Source organism: Pradoshia sp. Z3_51 (assembly GCF_058215915.1).
Window position 1 is genome coordinate 1 of sequence record NZ_JBZAJC010000011.1, and the last position, 23,345, is coordinate 23,345.

At 35.4% G+C, this 23,345-nt stretch carries 24 protein-coding genes and 3 pseudogenes; 10 read left to right on the forward strand and 17 right to left on the reverse strand.

Annotation, left to right across the window (positions count from 1 at the left end; genetic code table 11):
- A partial coding sequence (locus tag AC4BHA_RS15690) for a cold-shock protein (protein ID WP_490558895.1) occupies window positions 1-188 on the reverse strand: 188 nt, incomplete at its 3' end.
- A 550-nt stretch (window positions 189-738) separates the two neighbouring features.
- Here AC4BHA_RS15690 and AC4BHA_RS15695 point away from each other — a divergent pair.
- A complete protein-coding gene (locus tag AC4BHA_RS15695) occupies window positions 739-945 on the forward strand; it encodes a hypothetical protein (protein WP_490558896.1) in 207 nt (68 codons plus the stop codon).
- 98 nt (window positions 946-1,043) lie between these two features.
- Window positions 1,044-1,754 carry a TMEM164 family acyltransferase gene (locus AC4BHA_RS15700; RefSeq protein WP_490558897.1) on the forward strand — a complete coding sequence of 237 codons (711 nt, stop codon included), beginning with the start codon at window positions 1,044-1,046 and terminating at the stop codon, window positions 1,752-1,754.
- Window positions 1,755-1,913: 159 nt separating this feature from the next.
- On the opposite strand, the gene AC4BHA_RS15705 is transcribed toward AC4BHA_RS15700, so the two are convergent.
- Complete coding sequence (locus AC4BHA_RS15705; RefSeq protein ID WP_066102150.1) at window positions 1,914-2,114, reverse strand: cold-shock protein; 201 nt, start codon at window positions 2,112-2,114, stop codon at window positions 1,914-1,916.
- A 622-nt stretch (window positions 2,115-2,736) separates the two neighbouring features.
- On the reverse strand, window positions 2,737-2,937 hold the full coding sequence (locus AC4BHA_RS15710) for a cold-shock protein (RefSeq protein WP_066102150.1): 201 nt from the start codon (window positions 2,935-2,937) through the stop codon (window positions 2,737-2,739).
- A gap of 232 nt (window positions 2,938-3,169) precedes the next feature.
- On the opposite strand from AC4BHA_RS15710, the gene AC4BHA_RS15715 reads away from it, so the two are divergent.
- A complete protein-coding gene (locus AC4BHA_RS15715; protein ID WP_490552230.1) occupies window positions 3,170-3,466 on the forward strand; it encodes a TetR/AcrR family transcriptional regulator in 297 nt (98 codons plus the stop codon).
- A 358-nt stretch (window positions 3,467-3,824) separates the two neighbouring features.
- On the opposite strand, the gene AC4BHA_RS15720 is transcribed toward AC4BHA_RS15715, so the two are convergent.
- On the reverse strand, window positions 3,825-4,025 hold the full coding sequence (locus AC4BHA_RS15720) for a cold-shock protein (RefSeq protein ID WP_066102150.1): 201 nt from the start codon (window positions 4,023-4,025) through the stop codon (window positions 3,825-3,827).
- Between the two features lie 450 nt (window positions 4,026-4,475).
- A complete protein-coding gene (locus AC4BHA_RS15725; RefSeq protein ID WP_490558898.1) occupies window positions 4,476-5,480 on the reverse strand; it encodes a DNA/RNA non-specific endonuclease in 1,005 nt (334 codons plus the stop codon).
- A 488-nt stretch (window positions 5,481-5,968) separates the two neighbouring features.
- Between AC4BHA_RS15725 and AC4BHA_RS15730 the strand changes: the two genes are divergently transcribed.
- A complete protein-coding gene (locus AC4BHA_RS15730) occupies window positions 5,969-6,493 on the forward strand; it encodes a hypothetical protein (RefSeq protein ID WP_066102172.1) in 525 nt (174 codons plus the stop codon).
- A gap of 717 nt (window positions 6,494-7,210) precedes the next feature.
- Here AC4BHA_RS15730 and AC4BHA_RS15735 read toward each other — a convergent pair.
- The 3 genes and pseudogenes from AC4BHA_RS15735 to AC4BHA_RS15745 all read right to left on the reverse strand — a co-directional run bounded on the left by AC4BHA_RS15735 (window position 7,211) and on the right by AC4BHA_RS15745 (window position 9,308).
- The gene (locus tag AC4BHA_RS15735) at window positions 7,211-7,768 is read right to left on the reverse strand and encodes an Ltp family lipoprotein (protein WP_490552234.1); all 558 of its coding nucleotides are present in this window, start codon (window positions 7,766-7,768) and stop codon (window positions 7,211-7,213) included.
- A gap of 297 nt (window positions 7,769-8,065) precedes the next feature.
- Window positions 8,066-8,678 (reverse strand): annotated as a pseudogene (locus tag AC4BHA_RS15740) (SpoVR family protein); the annotation flags it as partial.
- 18 nt (window positions 8,679-8,696) lie between these two features.
- Entirely contained in the window at window positions 8,697-9,308 is a 612-nt protein-coding gene (locus AC4BHA_RS15745; protein ID WP_490552236.1) for a TetR/AcrR family transcriptional regulator, read from the reverse strand.
- A 640-nt stretch (window positions 9,309-9,948) separates the two neighbouring features.
- Between AC4BHA_RS15745 and AC4BHA_RS15750 the strand changes: the two genes are divergently transcribed.
- The 4 genes and pseudogenes from AC4BHA_RS15750 (at window position 9,949) to AC4BHA_RS15765 (ending at window position 11,456) form a co-directional block, all read left to right on the forward strand.
- Window positions 9,949-10,110, forward strand: coding sequence for a hypothetical protein (locus AC4BHA_RS15750; protein ID WP_490552239.1), 162 nt, complete (start codon window positions 9,949-9,951; stop codon window positions 10,108-10,110).
- A gap of 235 nt (window positions 10,111-10,345) precedes the next feature.
- Entirely contained in the window at window positions 10,346-10,567 is a 222-nt protein-coding gene (locus AC4BHA_RS15755) for a hypothetical protein (protein ID WP_490552241.1), read from the forward strand.
- Between the two features lie 234 nt (window positions 10,568-10,801).
- A pseudogene (locus AC4BHA_RS15760) lies at window positions 10,802-10,912 on the forward strand (SpoVR family protein); the annotation flags it as partial.
- Window positions 10,913-10,946: 34 nt separating this feature from the next.
- Window positions 10,947-11,456, forward strand: a complete 510-nt coding sequence (locus tag AC4BHA_RS15765) for a DnaA N-terminal domain-containing protein (protein ID WP_490558899.1) — start codon at window positions 10,947-10,949, stop codon at window positions 11,454-11,456.
- A gap of 871 nt (window positions 11,457-12,327) precedes the next feature.
- Here AC4BHA_RS15765 and AC4BHA_RS15770 read toward each other — a convergent pair.
- The 5 genes and pseudogenes from AC4BHA_RS15770 to AC4BHA_RS15790 form a co-directional block, all read right to left on the reverse strand.
- Window positions 12,328-12,918: pseudogene (locus AC4BHA_RS15770) on the reverse strand (SpoVR family protein); the annotation flags it as partial.
- Window positions 12,919-13,144: 226 nt separating this feature from the next.
- Window positions 13,145-14,008 carry an SDR family oxidoreductase gene (locus tag AC4BHA_RS15775; RefSeq protein ID WP_148631145.1) on the reverse strand — a complete coding sequence of 288 codons (864 nt, stop codon included), beginning with the start codon at window positions 14,006-14,008 and terminating at the stop codon, window positions 13,145-13,147.
- 134 nt (window positions 14,009-14,142) lie between these two features.
- Entirely contained in the window at window positions 14,143-14,496 is a 354-nt protein-coding gene (locus AC4BHA_RS15780) for a DoxX family protein (RefSeq protein ID WP_148631147.1), read from the reverse strand.
- Window positions 14,493-14,879, reverse strand: coding sequence for a DoxX family protein (locus AC4BHA_RS15785; RefSeq protein ID WP_490552248.1), 387 nt, complete (start codon window positions 14,877-14,879; stop codon window positions 14,493-14,495). The genes AC4BHA_RS15780 and AC4BHA_RS15785 overlap by 4 nt, the downstream gene beginning before the upstream one ends.
- A 190-nt stretch (window positions 14,880-15,069) precedes the next feature.
- Complete coding sequence (locus tag AC4BHA_RS15790) at window positions 15,070-15,321, reverse strand: VOC family protein (protein WP_490552250.1); 252 nt, start codon at window positions 15,319-15,321, stop codon at window positions 15,070-15,072.
- 270 nt (window positions 15,322-15,591) lie between these two features.
- Here AC4BHA_RS15790 and AC4BHA_RS15795 point away from each other — a divergent pair, with 270 nt between their 5' ends.
- The gene (locus AC4BHA_RS15795) at window positions 15,592-15,960 is read left to right on the forward strand and encodes a winged helix-turn-helix transcriptional regulator (protein ID WP_148631153.1); all 369 of its coding nucleotides are present in this window, start codon (window positions 15,592-15,594) and stop codon (window positions 15,958-15,960) included.
- A gap of 191 nt (window positions 15,961-16,151) precedes the next feature.
- On the opposite strand, the gene corA is transcribed toward AC4BHA_RS15795, so the two are convergent.
- Together corA and AC4BHA_RS15805 are read right to left on the reverse strand one after the other, a co-directional pair.
- Entirely contained in the window at window positions 16,152-17,093 is a 942-nt protein-coding gene (gene corA / locus AC4BHA_RS15800; protein ID WP_066102697.1) for a magnesium/cobalt transporter CorA, read from the reverse strand.
- Window positions 17,094-17,632: 539 nt separating this feature from the next.
- Entirely contained in the window at window positions 17,633-19,045 is a 1,413-nt protein-coding gene (locus AC4BHA_RS15805; protein WP_490558900.1) for a SpoVR family protein, read from the reverse strand.
- Window positions 19,046-19,443: 398 nt separating this feature from the next.
- Between AC4BHA_RS15805 and AC4BHA_RS15810 the strand changes: the two genes are divergently transcribed.
- A complete protein-coding gene (locus tag AC4BHA_RS15810) occupies window positions 19,444-19,695 on the forward strand; it encodes a YhdB family protein (protein WP_066102706.1) in 252 nt (83 codons plus the stop codon).
- 111 nt (window positions 19,696-19,806) lie between these two features.
- Here AC4BHA_RS15810 and AC4BHA_RS15815 read toward each other — a convergent pair whose 3' ends face one another.
- Both AC4BHA_RS15815 and AC4BHA_RS15820 read right to left on the reverse strand, forming a co-directional pair.
- The gene (locus AC4BHA_RS15815) at window positions 19,807-21,534 is read right to left on the reverse strand and encodes a phospho-sugar mutase (RefSeq protein WP_066102708.1); all 1,728 of its coding nucleotides are present in this window, start codon (window positions 21,532-21,534) and stop codon (window positions 19,807-19,809) included.
- 105 nt (window positions 21,535-21,639) lie between these two features.
- On the reverse strand, window positions 21,640-23,184 hold the full coding sequence (locus AC4BHA_RS15820) for a bifunctional GNAT family N-acetyltransferase/carbon-nitrogen hydrolase family protein (RefSeq protein WP_140462317.1): 1,545 nt from the start codon (window positions 23,182-23,184) through the stop codon (window positions 21,640-21,642).
- Window positions 23,185-23,345: the final 161 nt, after the last annotated feature.

Consider the following 23,345-nt stretch of genomic DNA (forward strand, 5'->3'; position numbering starts at 1 on the left):
ACGTTTGTAGCTTGTGGGCCACGTTGTCCTTGTTCTACTTCAAACGTTACACTTTGACCTTCGTCTAAAGATTTGAAACCTTCGCTTTGGATAGCTGAGAAATGTACGAATACGTCTTCTCCGCCTTCACGTTCGATAAATCCAAAACCTTTTTCTGCATTAAACCATTTCACTTTACCTTGTTCCATAATTGTTGCCTCCTAGTGTGGATGTCCACACAATGTGTTACTATCCTTGCTCAAATACCTTAGACGAAAATCAAAATCGCTTCTCAATCTGAAACCGAACAAAAATAATTCTTCTTAAGAATAACAGGTAATTCCAATAATAGCAAACTATACGACCTCACCTTTCATAATTGGATATTTATCCATGATGCAATATATACTCTGAAACATTCAAGATGAACAACCACATGATATAACCCGTTTCACAGAAAAATATAATGTGCCTGCGACGGAGGGAGGTTATCCTAAAAATAAGTGGTGATACCTCCTCGACCAATGGTGAGGGGGTATTCTCTAATGGTTAAGACACCAATAACGAGGGAAACAGCCACATTTCCTTCGGCTAAGATAATGGTTTACTCTCATTCTAAGGGAATTTAAACAGATTCATCCCCTAGTCTAACTTAATCTTGAGATTCAAAGTATTCATGTATAAAATATATTCTCACCAATGATCATTTCCATGTAGAGTATATATAGACATCTTGTTCATTAATAGGAAAGGTAGATATTGAAAGAATTAGAAAATTCCAACCGATTGTTTGTCGTGCCGATTATTGCTATTTTAATATTAGGGATTATTGTTATGACAGCCGTATTGCCAATGGTGAAAATGGAGACTTATTCTTTAGCCATGAAGTCATTAATAGTTTATAGTGTTGTTCTTCTTAGGGTGCTAGTCGTGGCACTTATATTAGTTTGGATATCATTAATTTAGTAGAAAAAACAGATACGAAATATTCATCATAATAAATCCAGCCATTTTGCGCTTTTGCCAAAATGGTTTCTTCATGAAATAAAAAGGAAGGTAGAAAAATGGGATTTTCATTATTTGGACCATATCATATTGCATGGCTCATTATAATAACGTTGACCGTTATCAAGGTTAGTAAGCATTTCAATAAATTAGATGCCAAAAGTCAGAGTATTGTACAACGAAGAATCGCATGGTTTATTTTATTATTTGAGATAATTAAGAATATCTATTTGATTAACAGAAATGAATTTACAGTTGACTTTCTACCGTTTGAATTATGTGGTTTTGCGATTTTTGCGATTTTATATCATGCCTATACAAATAGCTTAATAATTGGTGAAAAGCTCTATAACTTATTCTTACCTGGTGCAATTGCAGCTTTATTATTTTGTAACTGGACACATCGCCCGATTTATGAATTTATGAGTTTATTTAGCTTTATTTTTCATTTTGCACTTGTTATGTATTGTGTCATGGTGTTATACGCTGGGATTGTAAAACCAAATAAAAAAAGAATAGTAGGTTCAGTCCTATTTTTAGCTGTGACAGGATCAATTATCTATCCATTAAATAAAATATGGGATACAAACTTTATGTTTTTAAATGTCCCCTCACCTGGTTCCCCACTTGTTCCGCTTGAAAAGGTACTTGGGAATCCCGGGTACATATTTGGTTTAGCTTGTATGATTGTTATTTTATGGGTTTTGATGTATTTACCATGGAATAAGCTTCAACGATTAAAAGAGACTAATGATTTCTCAACTCATTAAAATCGTTACTTCTTTTACTAGGTAATTTTTTTATTACTCGTTAAATTCATATAAAATTTGGACAGTTGGAAATATGCCCGTGATTAGGGATTTTTGTTGACCAAATTGAATAAAAAACAAAAAAAGATCCTGCATATGCAGGATCTTTCATTAGCTTTATTAAGCTTTTTGAACGTTTGTAGCTTGTGGGCCACGTTGTCCTTGTTCTACTTCAAACGTTACACTTTGACCTTCGTCTAAAGATTTGAAACCTTCGCTTTGGATAGCTGAGAAATGTACGAATACGTCTTCTCCGCCTTCACGTTCGATAAATCCAAAACCTTTTTCTGCATTAAACCATTTCACTTTACCTTGTTCCATAATTGTTGCCTCCTAGTGTGGATGTCCACACAATGTGTTACTATCCCTGCTCAAATACCTTAGACGAAAATCAAAATCGCTTCTCAATCTGAAACCGAACAAAAATAATTCTTCTTAAGAATAACAGGTATATTTAAAAATAGCAAATAATACGACGCTCAACATTAATAATAAGATGTTTATCCGTGTGCAATATACTGCTTGGAAATGTTCTAAAGCTAAAAAGCCAGTGGTCTCTCGCTCTGACTCCTGATTGGTTAGCTGCTCATCACTAGAGGATAGTTGGACCTATATGGGATGTCGACTAAATATATAAATAGTGGCGATCGGCCATCGGAAGAAGTGATGAAGGAATTTCTATTAAATATGTTTAAAGAAGGATTTTCAGTAGATTAGTGACTGCATCGTAAAAAAATAACACAAACAATCCCTTTACAATTAAGTAGGTTTAAATTAGGGATTATTCAAGCACTGTGCTATACTTAGCCTACCATTTGCTATACTAGTTTCATTCGTTTGTTGTCTAAGCTCTATTCATTTCTTGAATAGGGCTTTTTTATGGACCAAATTATTTATAAACAAAAAAAGATCCTGCATATGCAGGATCTTTCATTAGCTCTTATTAAGCTTTTTGAACGTTTGTAGCTTGTGGGCCACGTTGTCCTTGTTCTACTTCAAACGTTACACTTTGACCTTCGTCTAAAGATTTGAAACCTTCGCTTTGGATAGCTGAGAAATGTACGAATACGTCTTCTCCGCCTTCACGTTCGATAAATCCAAAACCTTTTTCTGCATTAAACCATTTCACTTTACCTTGTTCCATAATTGTTGCCTCCTAGTGTGGATATCCACACAATGTGTTACTATCCTTGCTCAAATACCTTAGACGAAAATCAAAATCGCTTCTCAATCTGAAACCGAACAAAAATAATTCTTCTTAAGAATAACAGGTAATTCCAATAATAGCAAACCATACGATCTCACCTTTCATAATAGGATGGTTATCCTTGTGCAATATACTGCTTCGTAATGTCTAAAGAATTATGGAATCATTTATGGAGTTAGTAATTGAGAAGGATTTCAAGGATATTACTATAAAAGACATTACGCAACGAGCAACTGTTAATCGCGCAACGTTTTATTATCACTTCTTTGATAAATATGACTTATTGGAAACAGTCATCAGTGAAGATGTGTTACAGGGAATATTAAAAGATGTAACTTCACATGAAGCATTTACACCCAAAATTGAAACTATCATAAAAGAAGAACTCGCAAGGGTATTTAAAGATTTATTAAAAAAAAGTACCCCTCTTCGTCAAATGAAAAAGCAGACTTGCATAGCATTATGATTAGTTGGATCCTATATGGAATGTCAACTAAATATGTAAAAAGTGGAGACCGTCCATCTGAAGAAGTGATGAAGGAAACTTTTGTTACCTTATTAAATGTTTAATGAAGGATTTTTAAGGAAGCTAGCAGTTATTGTATTCATAAAAAAGATTAGAAAAATACTCCCTTTGCAATTAAGCAAGTTTAAATTAGGGATTATTCAAGCACTGTGCTATACTTAGCCTACCATTTGCTATACAGTTTCATTCTTTTGTTGTCTAAGCTCTATTCATTTCTTGAATAGGGCTTTTTTATTGCGCAAATTGATTTAAAAACAAAAAAAGACCCTGCATATGCAGGGTCTTTCATTAGCTCTTATTAAGCTTTTTGAACGTTTGTAGCTTGTGGGCCACGTTGTCCTTGTTCTACTTCAAACGTTACACTTTGACCTTCGTCTAAAGATTTGAAACCTTCGCTTTGGATAGCTGAGAAATGTACGAATACGTCTTCTCCGCCTTCACGTTCGATAAATCCAAAACCTTTTTCTGCATTAAACCATTTCACTTTACCTTGTTCCATAATTGTTGCCTCCTAGTGTGGATATCCACACAATGTGTTACTATCCTTGCTCAAATACCTTAGACGAAAATCAAAATCTCTTCTCAATCTGAAACCGAACAAAAATAATTCTTCTTAACAATAACAGGTAATTTTATAAATAGCAAATAATACGTCGCTCACCTTTCATACTTGGATGTTTATTCTTGTGTAATAGTAGCAGAACCATCACCACAACCTATCGTCATATAGTAGCATCCTCTAATACCTCGTTCACATTCTCTATCCTTATCCTCTAAAAAAGACATCAAATATAAAGCACAGCTCAAATACCATCCGTTTTCCTAACAAAAATAGCTAATGATTGAGTAAACCTATTAATAAAAAATAAGCTTGGGATATCCCAAGCTTATAGATCTTTAACGAAGAACTATTCTCTCGTTCATCTAGTTTGTCTCAGAGTTAAAAGTGTTACTCCCCTACCATTCCATCATTATCGTTATCGCGCATATAAGGATATAACCAATGGTCACTCGTTATGGGCATACTGAAACCTGCATCTTTTGCTTCTTTAATTGTCACTTGTCCATTACCATTCACATCAACACTAGAAATATCACCTTTCGTGTTTGAACTAGTTGAACTACTAGAATTACTTGAACTAGTTGAATCAGAAGGCTTACTTTCTGTTAAACCGAGCGATGCGTTTACTTCATCAGGGTTTACATTGCCAAATTTATCCACAATCTCGTTACCCCTTATAGTATAGGAATACTGGTAATGGGAAGGGACCTGTGTTTTCGTATTCGGATAGGTGATAATTGCTTCGAAATTAGTAGCTCCACCCGCACGACGAATCGCATCTTCCATATAAGCTTGGTCACCATGTCGGTTGAGTGTACTATCCTGCGGGGTAATATTATAAGCATTCGATACCCCGCCGAGAGAATCAGCGATGATATGTCCTTCATCTAAATTATCACTCTCAACACCAGGAACTTTCGCCTCATCAGAGTAGTATCTTCCAGATGATGTTACAGGTTCGCCACGATCATCTTGCAGAATAATTTCGTCAGCAATGACCCGCACTAATTGGCCGTATTCATTCGTAAATGCCCAATATTCACGATCCCCAAAGCCAATGTCAACGACAACGTTAGCTTCACGATATCCAGACAAATCGCCACCATCAACTTCAATCCGTTTGTATCCTGAGAACCGTTCATCCTTTGATTGGTTTTTTGTTTCCTCTATTACCGGTTCATCAACTACTTGTTCCTCTACTGCTGGTTCATCACTAACCGTAGGGGTAGTTTCTTCTTTTTCTTCTTTTTGACTATTTTCTTCTGTATTAACTGTGGTTACTTCTTGTGATTCTTTTTCTACATCTGTAATAGATGTATCATCAGCATTCGAACAACTCACCAAAAAGATAATCGTTAAAAGTGAGATTATATAGTTTATTTTCTTTTTCATTCTAGGACTCCCCTATAATTAACGTTAATAACATGTAAGTAAATATTTTATCACATAATACTATTCTATTTTTTCATTTGCCTTTCATTTCCACGATTTTTGATTTAGGATTCGCTGCATATAAATTAAATAAAGAAAAATAAATCACAACAAAAAAACGCACGCAGATTTCATATGCGAAATATTGTGCGTTTTGGCTGGATATTTACTAATATGTGGCTCACGAGTAATCCCAGCAAGAGAAGTCCAATTAACAAAATGTTCTTCATCTATCTCTTCCTATTGAATGGCATTTTTAAGAATGCAGCTCCATTTTCAAGATTTATCCATTAAAATAATTATATAGCCTGCTTGAAATAAAGAAATATAAAAACAACTACCTCAAAATTTTAAATAATATTCTTTATAAATAACAAATTTACGGTAAGGTTATTTCGAAATACCAGTTGAATTAAAGTTATGTGGATTATAAGAGGAGGATGAGCAGTATGAACAGTTGGCGAACGGCTAAAGGATTTGGATTGGTTCTGTTCCTTCTGCTAGGGAGCCTGTCCTTTCCCACTACGGGAGAGGCTTTGAGCTGCGCGGAACCTGAACGCGCGGAAAAAGCTTTCAAGAACGCCGATTTCGTATTTAAAGGGATGGTAAAGGAGCGAAATGGAGACAGTTACATTATCCAAGTGGACACGGTCTATAAAGGAGAACTGAAACCTAGGGTTAAAGTGAAAGACATGATCGGAGATTGGTTACAAGAAACTCTCAAAGAAGGCGGAATCTACCTCATTTACGGACATAAAAAAGGATTACACATTGAGGTTGATCCGTGCGGACGAACAGATGAATGGCCGAAGCTGACAACGGACGTGGAAAAGTTTCCAAACGGGGAACTGGCAGATTATGATGCAGATGACTTTTTAGAATATACCCGAAGCCGCGATCAAAGAATTGCTGGTACCATTGCAGGATTACTTCTCTTGTCAAACGTGTGGATTTGGCGAAGGAAACGAAGATAAACCAGCAATAGCTGGTTTTACTTGCTCAACCCTCCTGTAATGTTCCATTGAAATCTTTAGACAAAACAACTCCAGTCTCTCTTCTTCTAAGAATCTTCCTTGCTTAATTGATACAGCCACAATCTCACCAAGAAGAAGGAGATATTAAATGTAAAGAAATATCCTCTAAGAATATGTCGAAATAAAAAAATAGATACCGAAACCAATTAAGTTAAAAAGTCAAAAAATCGTTTTATTACCATTAGATAACTCATTCAATTTCGAAATATTATACTTAACAATAAAAAGGAAGCCAATCGCTGATTGGCTTCTACTTTAACACACATATGAACACTAGAAATTACTCTCATGAAACAGCATCGTTTTTTTCGTGATCTACCTGGCGAATTGGAACCAGGTCACACAGAATCCACCCAGTCTGCTTTGACCATGAACTGGTTTTTCCCTGTTTGATCAATGGCGTACCATATCCAGGTTCACCTCACCCCGCTCCTCATAGTCGGGTTTACCGGCCAAACCTGCAATACAGGATCATTCGTAGCAAACATTATCCATAAAATTAACAGAAATGAAGTTTTCACCTTTTATTTTTCACACTTTATCTATAATTAGTTTCATAATCTTATGCAAATCATCTTCTGCTATGGATGGATAATGCCTGTAACACCTAACAAAAAGAGTAGCAAAACTGCTACTCTAGTCAAAAAAATTATTCTATTACTCTAGATTATCTATTGCATATTGAGCTTCTTCTGGAGTGAATTTTTCTCCATATTCAGAAACTAATTGGTCATATATAGCGCTTTTTGACATATCCATATCATCAGCATAAGAGTTTGCTTTCTTTAATGCATTTGCATTCCAATCAAATTCAAGATTATTAATAGCATATTGAGCTGCATCAGCAGGGAACTGTTCTCCATATTCAGAAACTAATTGGTCATATATAGCGTTCTTTGACATATGCATGCTCTCAGCATACTGTTCTGCTTTTTTCAATGCAGAACTAAATTCTCTTGAAACACTTACTTTTTCAGTTTTTGCTTCTTCTTTCGGTTCTTCTTTTGCTACTTCTTTAGTAGTTGTTTCTTCTTTTTCTTGTTCTTTGTTTTTAGTGTCATTAACTACATTTGTTTCTTTTACATCAGAAGAATCAACAGCCTTACTCTCCTCATTTTCTTCAGAAGTACCCACTGCTATAATCAATATGATTGCAATTAACCAAACCCACCATTTTTTATAAAATGGCTTTTTCTTCTTTTCTACTGCCCCCACTATATACACTCCTTTATACTTTCTATATAAACCACTTTAGCATATTTTTACTTTATTTACCGATGTTTGTGCTATTTTTCACAATTTATCCATTTGTTTTATCACAAGTATGGTGGCGTACTGGAATACAAGCTTTCTTATGTCACAAATGGAGAGCAGCACTCCTATATTAAAAGAAAAATAATATGAAAAAGTTTGTGAATGAATATTTTTAAATAAAGCAAAATTAAGAAAGAGAAATACTGGTTATCCCTAACTGCAAAAAAAGCCAATCTTGGATTGGCTTCTTCTCATCACTCACACATACTTCCGACTCACACTCTTCCCATCATAACTAAACAAAATCCCCTTACCTTCCAACACCGTTTCCATATGAACTGTGCGACCCCATAAATAAATAATGCAAATGCGGCAAAACCTTCTCCAGATACTTCACATCCAGCTCGATATCTTCAAACCAGTGTTTCAAATAGAGCTCTCCATTTTTCAAGTAATCCCCATCATTCACCGTAATGTACGGGAACCCTCCATTGACCCGCATCCCAACGAGCTGATCTCGTACCGCTTTCCATTCCTTATCGACGATTTTATAATCGCGCCCTTTTTTCTGGAACAGATACATATCCTCACGCATGACTAAATCCTTTGTGAGGTAATTGCGGAGGAAGGAAATGTCCGATTCAATCTCCTGCACTTCAAACATTTTTTCACGGCCTGAATTTGGTTTAACCCCGCGCCTTTTCATCTCTTCGTCTGGGTTGTTATATCGTTCTTCGATATCCTCAAACATCTTGATACCCAAGTGATAACGGTTAATACATGTTCGTGATGGCTGTACCACACCTGCATTGAGTTTTGCAAATTCGATTGATTCCCCGCTCGTTAAATCAAGTTCGCGGAGGATGCGTTGGCAGAAATTCCATATATTTCATGGTTTAACAAACGTTATCTTAGTTGAATCATAATACCTAGTAATCATTAGTAGTTGTTCGTTCATAAAATCGGCTGAATAGATAAAATTGTGTTCAACCCAATAGGAGATAATTCCTATCATAGAGTAAGACTGTGCACGAACAAATAATTCCTTGTTAATTTTTTCAAAATATTGGGATTGATTGTCGAAGTAGCTTACTTCAGTTAGGAATAATTCCTCCAGTACACTACTGAATTTTTTATTAAACCCCTTAAATGCCTTATTAGTAAATAACAATCTGAAAATTTCCGAATTACCTTCAATGTATTTGAATATTTGAATTGCTTGTATGGAAACCTTATCTAATTCGAGAGTTTTTATTTGTTTATAAGGCTCTCTAAAGGCGGCAAGAAAACCATCGAGTGTTTCATCAATAATTTCGTCGATTAATGATTGTTTATCCAGATAATGGACATAAAAAGTTGCTCGATTATAATTGGCTTTTTCCGTTATATCAACAATTGATACCTTTTCGATATCATTCTTTTCGTTTAATAAAGTAAAAAAGGCATCTTTCAAATCCCTTTTAGTTCTGACTACTCTCCGATCTTCTTTTTTATGTTTCATAACATAAGCACCCCGACTTTTTAATCTTTTTAACGTGTTTTTTTCAACACTTTTATACAGAATGTTGAATACTAATACATATCTGTTTTATTGTGGATTGAAGAAAAAAACTATCAAGTTATAATAATAATAATGCTGATAAATGATATGTTAACCGACACGTGTTGTTTACTAGATCTGTTAACATTTTATATTGATAAAGGGGAAGAATTCAAATAAAAACTGTTAGAAAGTTTTGTTTATAGTTTGCAATCTTATTTATATATGGGACTTATCATCGAAAATACGAAGGGGATTTATACGTATGCGTTCGACTTGCTTTCTTATAACTAGGTTGAAAACTTTGTATATGTTTCGCGAAACCGCTATCGTAGAAGTTTTTTGCAAAAATGACTCTCCAACTATTATTATTTATTATTCATCTGGTTCTTATAAAATTATCGATATAGTAAAAAATACAAAAACAGAAATTTACCACTGCAATTATATGAAAGTGATCGAAACAATTATGTTTAATTTTCGATTCCTACTTCCTAAACAAAACACTGTTGAATTACCTCAACTCTGGAATGGAATAGACGTTTATTAAAGAGTAATACCTCATATAAGAAGTACATTATGACAGAAAGGATCATTATAGATGTTAGGAAAAGCAAATTTAATAAGTATTGAAGTTATTAAATGGGGTGTTTTACCAAATAAAACAAAACGTATTGCAGAATGGTTGGAAGCCAATTCAGAGAAAACCATTCTAAAAATTAAATATTCGGGCGATGAAGCTGTGATTATTTTCCAGAAGTAAGAGTAGTAACGAGGTAGCTGAAGAAAATTCAACTCTTTTTTATTGAATGAACTCATATTTAAACGCAACAAATTATTACTAATAATAAAAGGATTAATGGGTAGTCTTTATTTGATTGTTACACCGTTTGAAGGCCTTGGTCGATAGGTCATTGGATAGATTATAATCAGACACACTATTTCATTTAATTTGGTATCAGTGGATTTCCATTCATTACCATAAAAGAGGTGAAGCAATGCCAACAACAAATCACATATTAAAAATACTGAAAACTATGGAGACATTTTCTGATTGTGAAATTGAAGAAGTATTTACTAAAAATAATATACCTAGAGTAAGAGTACGTTACCTTCATACTTTGGGGCATTTTGAAGTAACAGATTTAACAAAAAATAAACAAATCAGTTATAACGATTACAACGAAATAGTAGATTTAGTAAAAAAACTTTTAAAATAGATAAAAAACTTTTTTAAATAAACAAATATTTATGAAGTTTATTTCTAGAGAAGTATTAATAATATTATCCTTTATTTCTCTGCTGCAAAGGAGATTACTTCTATTAGGATCTGTGATTATAGCTTTTGAATGAAGAGTATAAAGCATGTTTGTGATGAAACGTACTTAAACAAACGGGGGCATTAACAGAATAAAGAAGCTTAAAAATATCCTCTTCTTAGTGATACTGTTTAGAGAATCCTCCGCGAGCTTGATTTTACAAGTGGCGAGTCAATCGAATTTACAAAGGTTAATGCAGGAATAATACAGCCGTCAAGAGTTTATACACTGGTTCCGATATACTTGACTTATTAATTTCTTAAGGATGGGATGGAAAGGGATGCTTACGAAGAAAGAGATGGAACTCATATATAATAACAAGGATGTGTTAGTATCACTTCTCCAGGTGGCTGAGGTACGAACGGTCTTCAAGCTATTCATGGTGCAAATCGATTTTCCTCAAAAGGAACAAATCTTGTTTGAGATCGATTCTGGCTATTATGAGAATTTTGGATATCTGCTCGATAAGATGTTAGCGGCTTATATGAAAGTGAATCCAGAAATCAAAACAGATACTTCTTTAAATTCGGTAACAAACGAAATCTGGAGTGAAGCTTTAGAAAGCTTATCAGGTGTCATCAGTGAACCCAGTTTCAATGCTTGGTTAAGAGATACGTATCTAATCAAAGAAACAGAAGATACTCTCTTCGTCTCAGCGACGAATTCTTTCTCAAGAGATTGGTTAGAGGAGCGGTACACAGATAAGGTAAAAAATGTGTTGAGTAACACCAGATGCAAGGAACATGATGTGAAGTTTGTTGTCCCTGACCCGTTGAATCCTAAAAAATAATGGGGTAAGTTAGCCTATTGACCTTTAGAGACAACTAGAATAATGGAATTAGAAAGATAAAAACCGTGTCAGGCTAGCTCACGGTTTTTAAACAATAATGTTGATGTTTGATTAAATTACCATCGATTCCGTTTGTCTCTTTTCGTTAACCTTCCCCTTTAATAAAAAAGCGATTGCCCTCATTTTGTATCTACCCTGAGAGTTTAAGTTTATTAACGATTAATTTGTGATAAATATGATAATATAATAATAAAATATAGTTTAGAGGGGTTAATTTATGGAAATGTTGGATTTCTTGGGAATTATTCCTATCATAATATATTTAGGAATTCTCATTTTTGCTACTTATGTTGCAAGTACTATCATAAAGTTAATGAAACAAAAAAATGATTATCTAAAGGACATTCGTGACGAAATTAGGAAAAATAATAGTGTCAATTAGTTTCAACCATTGTTCCACTCCCAATTTTAATAGTAGAAGATTGTATACCGTCAATGGCGGTATTTTTTATCTTATGCGATGCCTCTCAAGGTGTTTATAGATGATTCTGCTATTGCCATTGATAGTTTAAATGATGTTGTTTCACATATTTAACCACACTGTTCATTTATTGCAGGAATGCTGCCCCTTAGCAGCATAAAAAGATACCGTCCATTTGACAATCTTGATCTTCTGCTATTGCTTCCATTTGTTTGTGGACAGAGGAATTTAGAAAATTGGTAACCAAATTATATTCCCGTTCTTCAATTATCGAGCACGACCTTATATTCAAAAAGTAACACTTCTCAAATAAAAGAAGCCAATCCCTGATTGGCTTCTTCACATTACTCATACATACTTCCGACTCACACTCTTCCCATCATAGCTAAACTAAATCCCCTTACCTTCCAACACCGTTTCAATATGAACCGTACGCCCCCATAAATAATGCATATGCGGCAAAACCTTCTCCAGGTATTTTACATCCAGCTCAATATCCTCAAACCAATGCTTCAGGTAAAGTTCCCCATTTTTTAAATAGTCCCCGTCATTCACCGTAATATACGGGAACCCCCCATTGACCCGCATGCCGACGAGCTGATCGCGTACTGCTTCCCATTGCTTATCGACAATTTTGTAATCGCGCCCTTTTTTCTGGAACAGATACATATCCTCGCGCATGACCAAATCCTTTGTGAGGTAATTGCGGAGGAAGGAGATATCCGATTCGATTTCCCGCACTTCAAACATTTTTTCACGACCTGAATTTGGTTTAACCCCGCGCCTTTTCATCTCTTCGTCTGGGTTGTTATACCGCTCTTCAATATCCTCAAACATTTTGATGCCTAAGTAATAAGGGTTAATACCTGTTCTTGACGGCTGCACCACACCTGCATTAAGTTTTGCAAATTCGATTGATTCCCCGCTCGTTAAATCAAGTTCGCGGAGGATTCGTTGGTGCCAATAGCTTGCCCAGCCTTTCTTCTCCTAAGGATCTTTTATTAATGGCGCTATTCATAAACAGTATTGCTAAAAAGAGGCTACTTTTAACTTCATTATTCCGTTAACGCCCCAGTTAGTTGAATAAGGGATAATAAATTCTTCTCAATTACGATTTAAAAAAACTATACATATGTATATATTACAAGTGCATAAATCCTGAAAAAAAACCGACTTTTATGTCGGTTTTTTCAGGATTTTATTTTGTTTATGATATTGTATTAACAATTTGGTTCAGAGCTTCGTTAATCGGAGTAACTGGACGACTAAGAACTTTTTCAAAATCATTGCTTGCAACTTCTAGCGAACCGTTCCGAATGCTAGCTTGAATCCCTGCTACAAACGGAATCATTAAATCAGGTACACCTAAGCCTTTCATGATCTCTGCATATTTTTCATCACTAACTTGTTGTACAGGTACTGCTTTACCCAATACATTACCAAGAGAAGATGCCAATTCTTCTTGAGTTAATAGAGGACCTGAAAGTTCATACACTGTATTTTCATGACCGTTTCCTACGAGAACTGCTGCCGCTGCATCTGCATAATCTTGTTGCAGTGCCCAGCCTACTTTACCTTCTCCTGAAGAAGTTATCCATGGGGCTCCTGCAATAGCACCTTGAATGCTTCCCAGTTCATTTTCCAAATACCAATTGTTTCGTAAGAAAGAATATGAGATACCCGTTTTAATGATGGCTGCTTCTGTCGCAACATGAGGAGGGGCAATCAATATTTTACTATCGGTTGCATTTGCTAAACTTGTGTAAGCAATAAATTTTACTCCTGCACGCTCAGCTGCTTGGACGGCATTAGTATGCTGACGAATTCTTGTTTCATTGTCTCCATCCGCAGAAATAATTAATAAGCGGTCAATCCCTCTAAAAGCATTTTCCAATGTTTCTCGATGGTCAAAATCGCCATAACGAACTTCTACTCCACTATCACGAAGTCCTTCTGCTTTCTCAGGGTTTCGAACACTTACTGCCAGTTCACTTGCAGGTATAGATTTCAATAATGATTCTACAACCTTTGAACCTAATTTCCCTGTTGCTCCTGTAACTAATATTTTCATATAGTTCCTCTCCAGTTCTAAAATTTAACACACAAATTACACATTTCACCAAATTCATACGTTTCATTGATGACTACTGGTTCCTTGTTTTCTTCTCCCTTGCCCATTGCAAGAAACATATTTATTTACTCCTCCTACAAACGTCCGATTGCTACGAATATGGCAGGGACTAAAAAAATGATATTCATGCTAATTGCCTGATTTTCTTTCCTCTTAACGTGTAACCCAGCAGCCAAAATCATGACTAATCCAAGTCCAAGAGCAGCAATTGGTGTTAATATAGGTGCGATTCCGGTGACATAAGGTAAAATTAACCCCAGTCCTCCTAGCAGTTCCGCCATTCCTATAAATGTGACCAATCCTTTTGAAGAATCTTTTACCCAAGGCAAACTTGCTTTAGCTTTCTCATATTGAAATGCTTTCATAGCCCCAAACATAATAAATGCTAATCCTAAAATAATTTGAACAACCCATAACGCAATATTCATAATTTAAGCCCTTCTAAACTGTTCTTGTTTATCATTTTTCGCTGACTAAAAAACACTACTACTGCTAAAACCAACAAAATAAACGGTGTCAAAGTAACTCCAAACCCTTGACCACTATTTAAATGTGTGAATACTGCCCCAGCCATAGTGATCGTTAATATACCGCTGAAAACAGGAACTAAACTGTTCTTCCAATACCCAATCAGCAAACCAATCGCTGATATGATTTCAATAGCTCCTACTACATACATGAAACCAGTACCGTAGCCATAAACATTGGTAAATGCCTGTACTTGCATAGGGTTTGCACTAACCTTCATAAACCCAAATAATAAGAAACCTACTGCTAATAATCCTTGTAATATTCGAACTGTCCACTTCATTGTAATTATCTCTCCCTATTTTTAATTTAGTTTATTTAATCTCTCTGAATTCTTCTAGGAATGTAGCACATGATTTTCATCCCCTAGTCTGAATATTGCAATTTTTAACAGTACAAAAGAATTCGATTCCCAGAAGGATCTTCGGTAAAGAATTCCCCTTTTTCTTCTTTTATTAAATAACCCATTCATTCTATATTTTGCCACTTGAGAAGAATACTGCTTGGTCTGGTATATCCATTTCTATATCAAACCCTAGACCATCATGATAAAATTCTTTTGTTTTATCTAAATTAGATACATGCAAATGAATATGACCGATTATTGTTCCTTCAGGAATGCTATTCCATCTTTCACCGTTCGCTGCAGCGATGACGCTTTCTAAATCCATTGGACTATGTTTAGAAATATCTAACTTCCCTGTTTTATCTCTTAAAATTTTCAACCTTTAAATGAACGTGATTTACAAAAGTATTAGGTCTGCTATGAAAGTTATTCATTTTTTTACCTCCTATTTTATTTGAGTAATTTATCAAAAAGCATCAGTAATTACCTCAATTCAGACTTATTTACAAATCATGTTTTTAGCAATGAAATAAATACTCTGTTCTAAATCAACCACTAAGGTTATAATAATCTCTAGAACCAACTTTTGGAAGTAGGCACATTAATGTATCATAGTATACAAAAAGATACCATAAAAGGAGTAGGGAAAATGGCTGACGAATGTAAAGGAAATGGAACTGGAACAGTTGAGACAGCTCTTGATATTCTTGTTGGAAAATGGAAGCCTGTTATTCTTTATCATATTATTGTTAATGGAACACTACGCTTTAGTGAACTTCAACGCTTTATTCCAGATATAACGAAAAAAATGCTGACTACTCAACTAAGGGAATTGGAATATCACGATATAATAAACCGTAAGATATACGCACAAATTCCTCCAAAAGTTGAATATTCAATAACCGAATATGGAAAAGGATTAATGCCACTATTGATGTCAATGCATGAATGGGGCTTAGGACATTTAAAACATTTAGATGAGCTTTACGGAGAAAACCATAGGGAGCAAAGCAAATAAAAAGGAGCTAAAATTTTAGCTCCTTTTTACTTATCCTTGTTGAACTAACCTGCCCCGTTAGCTGCATAAGAAATTCAACATAAAAGGCATTAATCCTTCTTCTTAGATCAACGCCCCCGTTATTTCTATAAGGAAAAGTGAACCTTTTTAAACAATCGTGCCCGTTTTTTGCATCGGCTTTTTATTTTTAATCATTTAAACCAACCCTTACGCCAAAACCATAACAACATTACAGAGCCAACTGATACCATAACTCCCAGCACTCCAAAATATCCCCATTGCAAGGTAAGTTCTGGCATATATTTAAAATTCATCCCATATATACTGGCAATAAACGTTAAGGGAATGAAAACTGATGTCATAACAGTTAGTGTTTTCATAATTCTGTTCATTCGGTTTGAATTTAGTGAAATATAATTGTCTCGTATATCTGCCGTCATTTCTCGATTAGACTCAATCATTTCAGAAAGTCTCAATAAATGGTCGTATATATCCATAAAATAGACTCGATCATCTTTTGGGACTATCACTCTCTCCGAATTTAAAATTCTATACAGCAATTCTCTCATCGGAAAAATTGTGCGTCTTAACTTAAGTAACTGGTTTCTTATTTCATAAACATTTTCAATTAAATCTTGATTTGTTTTATTCATTTCTATTTCATTCAATTTATCTTCACATTTATAAATACTTGGAAAATACTCATCTACAATTTTATCCATTATTGAATAAAAAATGTGGAGAACCCCTTTATTAATAGTATTTTTATCCTCCATTACCCTTTTTCGAACCATTCCTATTTCACTTAAAGGTGATGAATGGAAAGTAACTATAAAATTGTGTCCGACAAATATATCTAATTCTTCAGGTACAAGGGAGTATTGGTTTAAAGTGTGTAGAACAAAAAAATTATACCCATCATAATAATCAAGTTTTGGACGTTGTAGAGAATGTAAGCAGTCTTCAATTGCAAGTGGATGCAAATCAAAATGAGTTTGTAAAAGGAGTGCTTCTCTATCACTAGGTGTATCGAAATCTACCCAAAACCATTTAATATCAGAATCATCTAAACGTTTTAATGGTATATCAGTTATTAGTTTTAAATCGTTTGTTACGGCAAAAGTATGAATCATATGTATCGCTTCCTCTTTTATTTGTAAATTAAACACTACCACTTTGTGTCAGATACAAATTATTAATAACATAAAGAATTGGTCTAATATATTATAACTCCTTATGCAACTATCCTGCCCTTCGTATTATAAGGTTGACCAAGTTAATTGGTTGACCTTTTTCTTTGAGGTCTAGAATACTAGAGGTAGCTGGGGTAGAACGAAGGCCCCCCGTGGGAAAGATACTTTCTAACATTTAGAATACTATCAAGCTATAATAAATTATCAAAATACGTCAATAAAATTTTCATGTAACACACTCTGCACAGGATAAATTAAACATCTTTATTCAAACTCCTTCTTCCACTAACTGTCCCATTGTGGAAGAACAAAAAAAGCGGATACACCGCCCTTGAGTCTTATGAAAGCAAATCATAAGTCTTCATGATAGAACCCAGAGATCTTGATAACTTCTATATTTTTTATTCATTTTTGATACTTGAAATAATGCTATCATAACAAGAAAAGGAGAGCCAATCCATTCGGCTCTCCTTTCCTCCTTATACATACTTCCGACTCACACTCTTCCCATCATAGCTAAACAAAATCCCCTTACCTTCCAACACCGTTTCAATATGAACCGTACGCCCCCATAAATAATGCATATGCGGCAAAACCTTCTCCAGGTATTTCACATCCAGCTCAATATCTTCATACCAATGTTTCAGATAAAGTTCCCCATTCTTTAAATAGTCCCCGTCATTCACCGTAATATACGGGAACCCTCCATTGACCCGCATGCCGACAAGCTGATCTCGTACCGCTTTCCATTGCTTATCGACAATCTTATAGTCGCGTCCTTTTTTCTGGAATAGATACATATCCTCACGCATAACCAAATCCTTTGTGAGGTAATTGCGGAGGAAGGAGATATCCGATTCGATTTCCCGCACTTCAAACATTTTTTCACGACCTGAATTTGGTTTAACCCCGCGCCTTCTCATCTCTTCGTCTGGATTGTTATATCTTTCTTCGATATCCTCAAACATCTTGATGCCTAAGTAATATGGATTAATGCCTGTTCTTGACGGCTGCACCACTCCTGCATTTAGTTTTGCAAATTCGATTGACTCACCGCTGGTTAAATCAAGTTCACGTAGGATGCGTTGGTGCCAGTAACTCGCCCAGCCTTCGTTCATGATTTTAGTTTCAAGCTGCGGCCAAAAGTAGAGCATCTCTTCACGCATCATCGTCAGTATGTCTCGCTGCCAATCCTCTAGGTTACGGCTATACTGTTCAATGAATAAAAGAATATCCTTTTCTGGACGAGGGGGAAATTTCTTGACCTTTGTTTTTTTCTTTTGCCCCTTTTCCTTGCTTTCCAAGTTCCATAAATCATCGTACGGTGTAGTAAATTGCGGAGAATCATCCTCTATCTCCTCTTCATCCATGGACCAATTCAATTGTGGACGAACAAGCGATGGGTCAATATGTTCCTCAATCGCCAAGACCGAATCAAGAAACTTCTCAACCTCCAGCTTCCCATGCTCAATCTCGTATTGCCTAACTCTTTCCGCAGTGGCAGACATACTTTCCACCATATCTCGCTTCGTATTTTTAAAACGAACATTATTCTTAAAGAAATCACAATGTGCCAGTACATGAGCCACAATTAATTTGTTTTGAATCAAGGAATTGGAATCTAATAAAAAAGCATAGCAAGGATCAGAATTAATAACCAGCTCGTAAATTTTGCTTAATCCAACGTCATACTGAAGCTTCATCTTGTGAAATTGTTTTCCGAAACTCCAATGAGAATATCGAGTTGGCATTCCATATGCTCCAAAAGTATATATTATTTCGCTTGGGCAGATCTCATATCTCATTGGGTAAAAATCGAGCCCAAATCCAACAGCGATTTCCGTTATTTCATCAATGGCATACTCCAAGTCTTTTTGCTCGTCTGCTCTCACCCATTCACCCCCTCATTCTCTTACCTCATTAATATGAAGGGATAGGAAAATCATGTATAAAAGTCCTCAAATGAGTCTAAAAACAACCTGAAAAATGGGTTAGAAACAGAATAATTATTCGACCTGCCCTTGATTTATATTTACTTACTTCCTTAACTGCCTTTATGTAATAGTCTCCCCTAAAATCTAGCCCATATCTTACACATACTCGTCACTGAGTACATTAAATATAGAATAGAAACGTCAAATACGGATATTAGGATAACCGTTCCTCTAACAATTAAGCCATGGAAAGTTTCATTTTTACTATTTACAAACTGACCAACTTTTACAGGGTGATAAAATGATGACTTTGAACAAACTAATTTTAACTCCTCACTAGAAGGAGAGTGAAGCAAATGGATAAGGTTGATTATGATCGTGCTTTGTACTACACGCATCGTTCAGAATGGGATAACCTCCTACTTCTGATGGTAAGGACAAAAGACCACTTTTTGTCCAAAAAAATTGAACATTTTCTGCACGCCTATCATTTCTCTAAGGATAATGCGTCCGTTGAAAAGACCCTAAATGCCCTTCTTCAATATATAGACCATGCAACATTCCTGCCTTATGATCAGGAAGAAGGATGGGCGATGCAGACTTTTTAATATCTTTATTTTTTTCTGTGGTGGGAAAAATATACGGCTAAATGCAAACAGCGAAACCAAGGGTGTAAACAAACAGAGAGCTGACTTTTAGTCAGCTCTCTGTTTTGTATTTTATATTTCTGATACTTTTTGCATCATTTCATTCATGAAGGACTGAAGCTTTTGTTCACTTGCTTGTTTTTGGCTATCCTTAACGGCAAAGTAGAACTTAATTTTAGGCTCAGTTCCGGATGGTCTTAAACAAACCCAAGACTCATCTTCAAAGAAATATTTAAGAACATTGGATTTTGGTAAATGAATTGCTTCCTCTTCATTCGTAAGTAAATCCATTCGTGTGCTTTCTTTATAATCTTCAACAGCCACTACTTTTACACCTGCAAGAGAGGCTAGCGGCTCCTTACGGAATGTAGCAAGAATTTGCTGGATTTGAGCAGCTCCTTCTTTTCCTTTTAAAGTCAGGGAACGCATTCCTTCTAAGTAATAACCATGCTTCTCATATAAATCCTCTAATGCCTGATATAAGGTTTTTCCAAGGCGTTTGTAATGGGCACAAATTTCTACCGCCATTACTGCAGCTTGAACCGCATCTTTATCACGGGCAAAATCTTTAATTAATGAACCATAGCTTTCTTCATATCCAAATAGGAAAGAATACTCTCCAGACTCTTCATACTGCTTGATTTTTTCCCCGATAAATTTAAACCCAGTCAGAACATCTTCTGTTTCTACTCCATAACTGGAGGCAATGGAACGTCCAAATTCTGATGTTACGATTGTTTTGAACATTATTCCATTTTCAGGCATTGTTCCTTTTTCCTTCTTCTGAGACAGAATATAGTCTAAGAATAACGCACCTGTTTGGTTACCTGTTAAAACCGTATATTCTCCCTCTGCATTCTTAACAGCAATACCAACACGGTCAGCATCTGGATCTGTACCAATTAAAATATCCGCACCGATCTCTTTGCCTTTAGCGATTGCCAATTCAAATGCAGCATGCTCTTCTGGGTTAGGAGATTTTACAGTTGAGAATTCAGGATCAGGTAATTCTTGTTCTTTTACAACTTCTACATGTTCATAACCTAAATCCTTCAATGCTCGGCGAACAGAAAGATTAGCTGTACCATGAAGCGGCGTGAAAACGACTTTTACATCTACTTCTTTTGCTAAATTAGGCTGTTCAGAAATAGTAAGGACTTTTTCATTGTATGCATCGTCCACTTCTTTACCGATGATTTTAATTAATCCTTTATCACGTAAGACAGACTCTTCTTCCACTTTAATTTCAAGTTCATTTTCAATAGCATTAACCATCTCAATCAGAACATCTGCATCAGCAGGAGGCAGTTGTCCACCATCTTCGTTATACACTTTATATCCATTATATTCTGGAGGATTATGGCTTGCTGTAATTACAATACCACCGATTGCACGTAAGTATCGAACTGCAAAAGAAAGCTCCGGAGTTGGACGAAGGCTATCAAATACATAAGCTTGAATTCCGTTGGTTGCCAGTGTTTTTGCTGCTTCCATCGCAAACTCAGGTGATTTATGTCTGGAATCATAAGCAATAACAACTCCACGCTGTTTTGCTTCTTCTCCTAATTTCTCAATATAGGATGCAAAGCCTTGTGTTGCTTTACGGATTGTATAAACATTCATGCGGTTTGTTCCTACACCAATTTCTCCACGCATACCGCCTGTACCGAATTCTAAATTCTTATAGAAACAATCTTCTAACGCAACTTCATCATCCACAAGAGAAGTCAGTTTCTCATGAAGCTCTGGTTCAAGCGTTAAGTGATCATTCCATTTATTAAAAGTTGTTTTCCAATCCATTTATTTTATTCCTCCTAAATAAATTGCTAACTAAATAAGATCTTCTTTATTTTACTAAATATTTAATATTTCTTGAATATTTTCATTTAGAGAAATATTTACCAATCAATACTTTTTGTAATGAAGTTCATATAAATCCCTTCTCCGATCCTTTAGTTGGCGTACGGTCCCGGATAATCTTTGACGTCGCAAAATTTCAAGGTCGACATCTCCAATCAGCACCATTTCTATATTAGCATTCGTTTCTCCCACAATGCCATCACGCGGATATTCAAAATCAGAGGGGGTAAAGATCGCCGATTGCGCATATTGAATGTCCATATTTTCTGTTTGCGGCAAATTGCCTACTGTTCCAGATATGACGGTGTATACCTGATTTTCGACTGCACGTGCCTGAGCACAGTATCTAACCCTTAAATATCCCTGTCGATCTTCTGTACAGAATGGAGTGAAAATAATATTTGCTCCTTTATCTGTTGCGATCCTGGATAATTCAGGAAACTCTATATCGTAGCAAATCAGCATGGAGATTTTTCCGCAATCTGTATCGAATACATTTACCTCATCACCTTCATTAATCCCCCACCACTTTTTCTCATTCGGTGTAATATGGAGTTTATATTGCTTCTCGATTGTTCCATCTCTCCTAAAGAGATAAGCAATATTATAAATATTATCATCCTCTTCTTTCACAAAATGGGAACCGCCAATAATATTTACATTATAGCGGACCGCCAAGTTTGTAAACAACTCAATATATTGCTCTGTAAAATCTGTCACTTTTCGCACTGCCTTACTTGGAACCTTTTCATCTAAAAAGGACATCAATTGAGAGGTTAAAATTTCTGGAAATACCACAAAATCAGAATCTGCATCCGCTGCCACATCAACAAAGTATTCAACTTGATTCGCGAAATCCTCGAATGAGTTGATCTTTCTCATCATATATTGCACAACACATATTCTTACAGGATATGCGGTTTTATAATACCGTTTAGATTTAGGACGATAATCTACATTATTCCATTCCATCAGTGTTGCATATTTTCCTGATGCTCGGTCATCCTCCAAATAGTTTTGATTAATACGTGTGAGCGTAAATTCATTCAGAAATTGGAAGGATAAGACCGGATCATATATTTTATGTAAGCGTACTTCTTCCACATATTCACGTGCAGTCATTTGATCTGCATATTTATGGTAGTTTGGAATCCTTCCACCGATAATAATACTTTTTAGATTTAATTTACGGGCTAATTCCTTACGTTCCTCATACAAACGATGCCCAACCTTCATTTTTCTATACTTAGGATGGACCATAACTTCTATACCATAAAGATTTAAACCATCAGGATTATGGTTGGTGATATATCCGTCATCTGTTATTTCAGACCAAGTATGACGATCATCATATTCATCAAAATTAATGATTAAACTAGAGCATGAACCAATCACTTCATCATTTAATTCTGCTACAAATTGTCCTTCCGGAAAAATGGATAAATGGCTTTCCAAATGCTCGCGTTTCCACGGATCCATCCCGGGAAAACAAAGCTTTTGAAGCTCCATAATATCATCTATATCGCGGATCTCCATTCGCCTAATTTCCATTTTATGTTCATATTTAGTTAAATCCAATTCCTCTGTCACGGACACGACACTCCTTTTTCATACCCATTCTCTCTATCCTCTGTTTTTTCCCATTTATCTGTTTTTTTAAACAATAGCCAAGACCAAATGGAAAGAAAACTCGATACAGCTGCCGTCACATAAAGAAAAGCTGTTGGCTTTATCTCTAACAGCTCATTAGT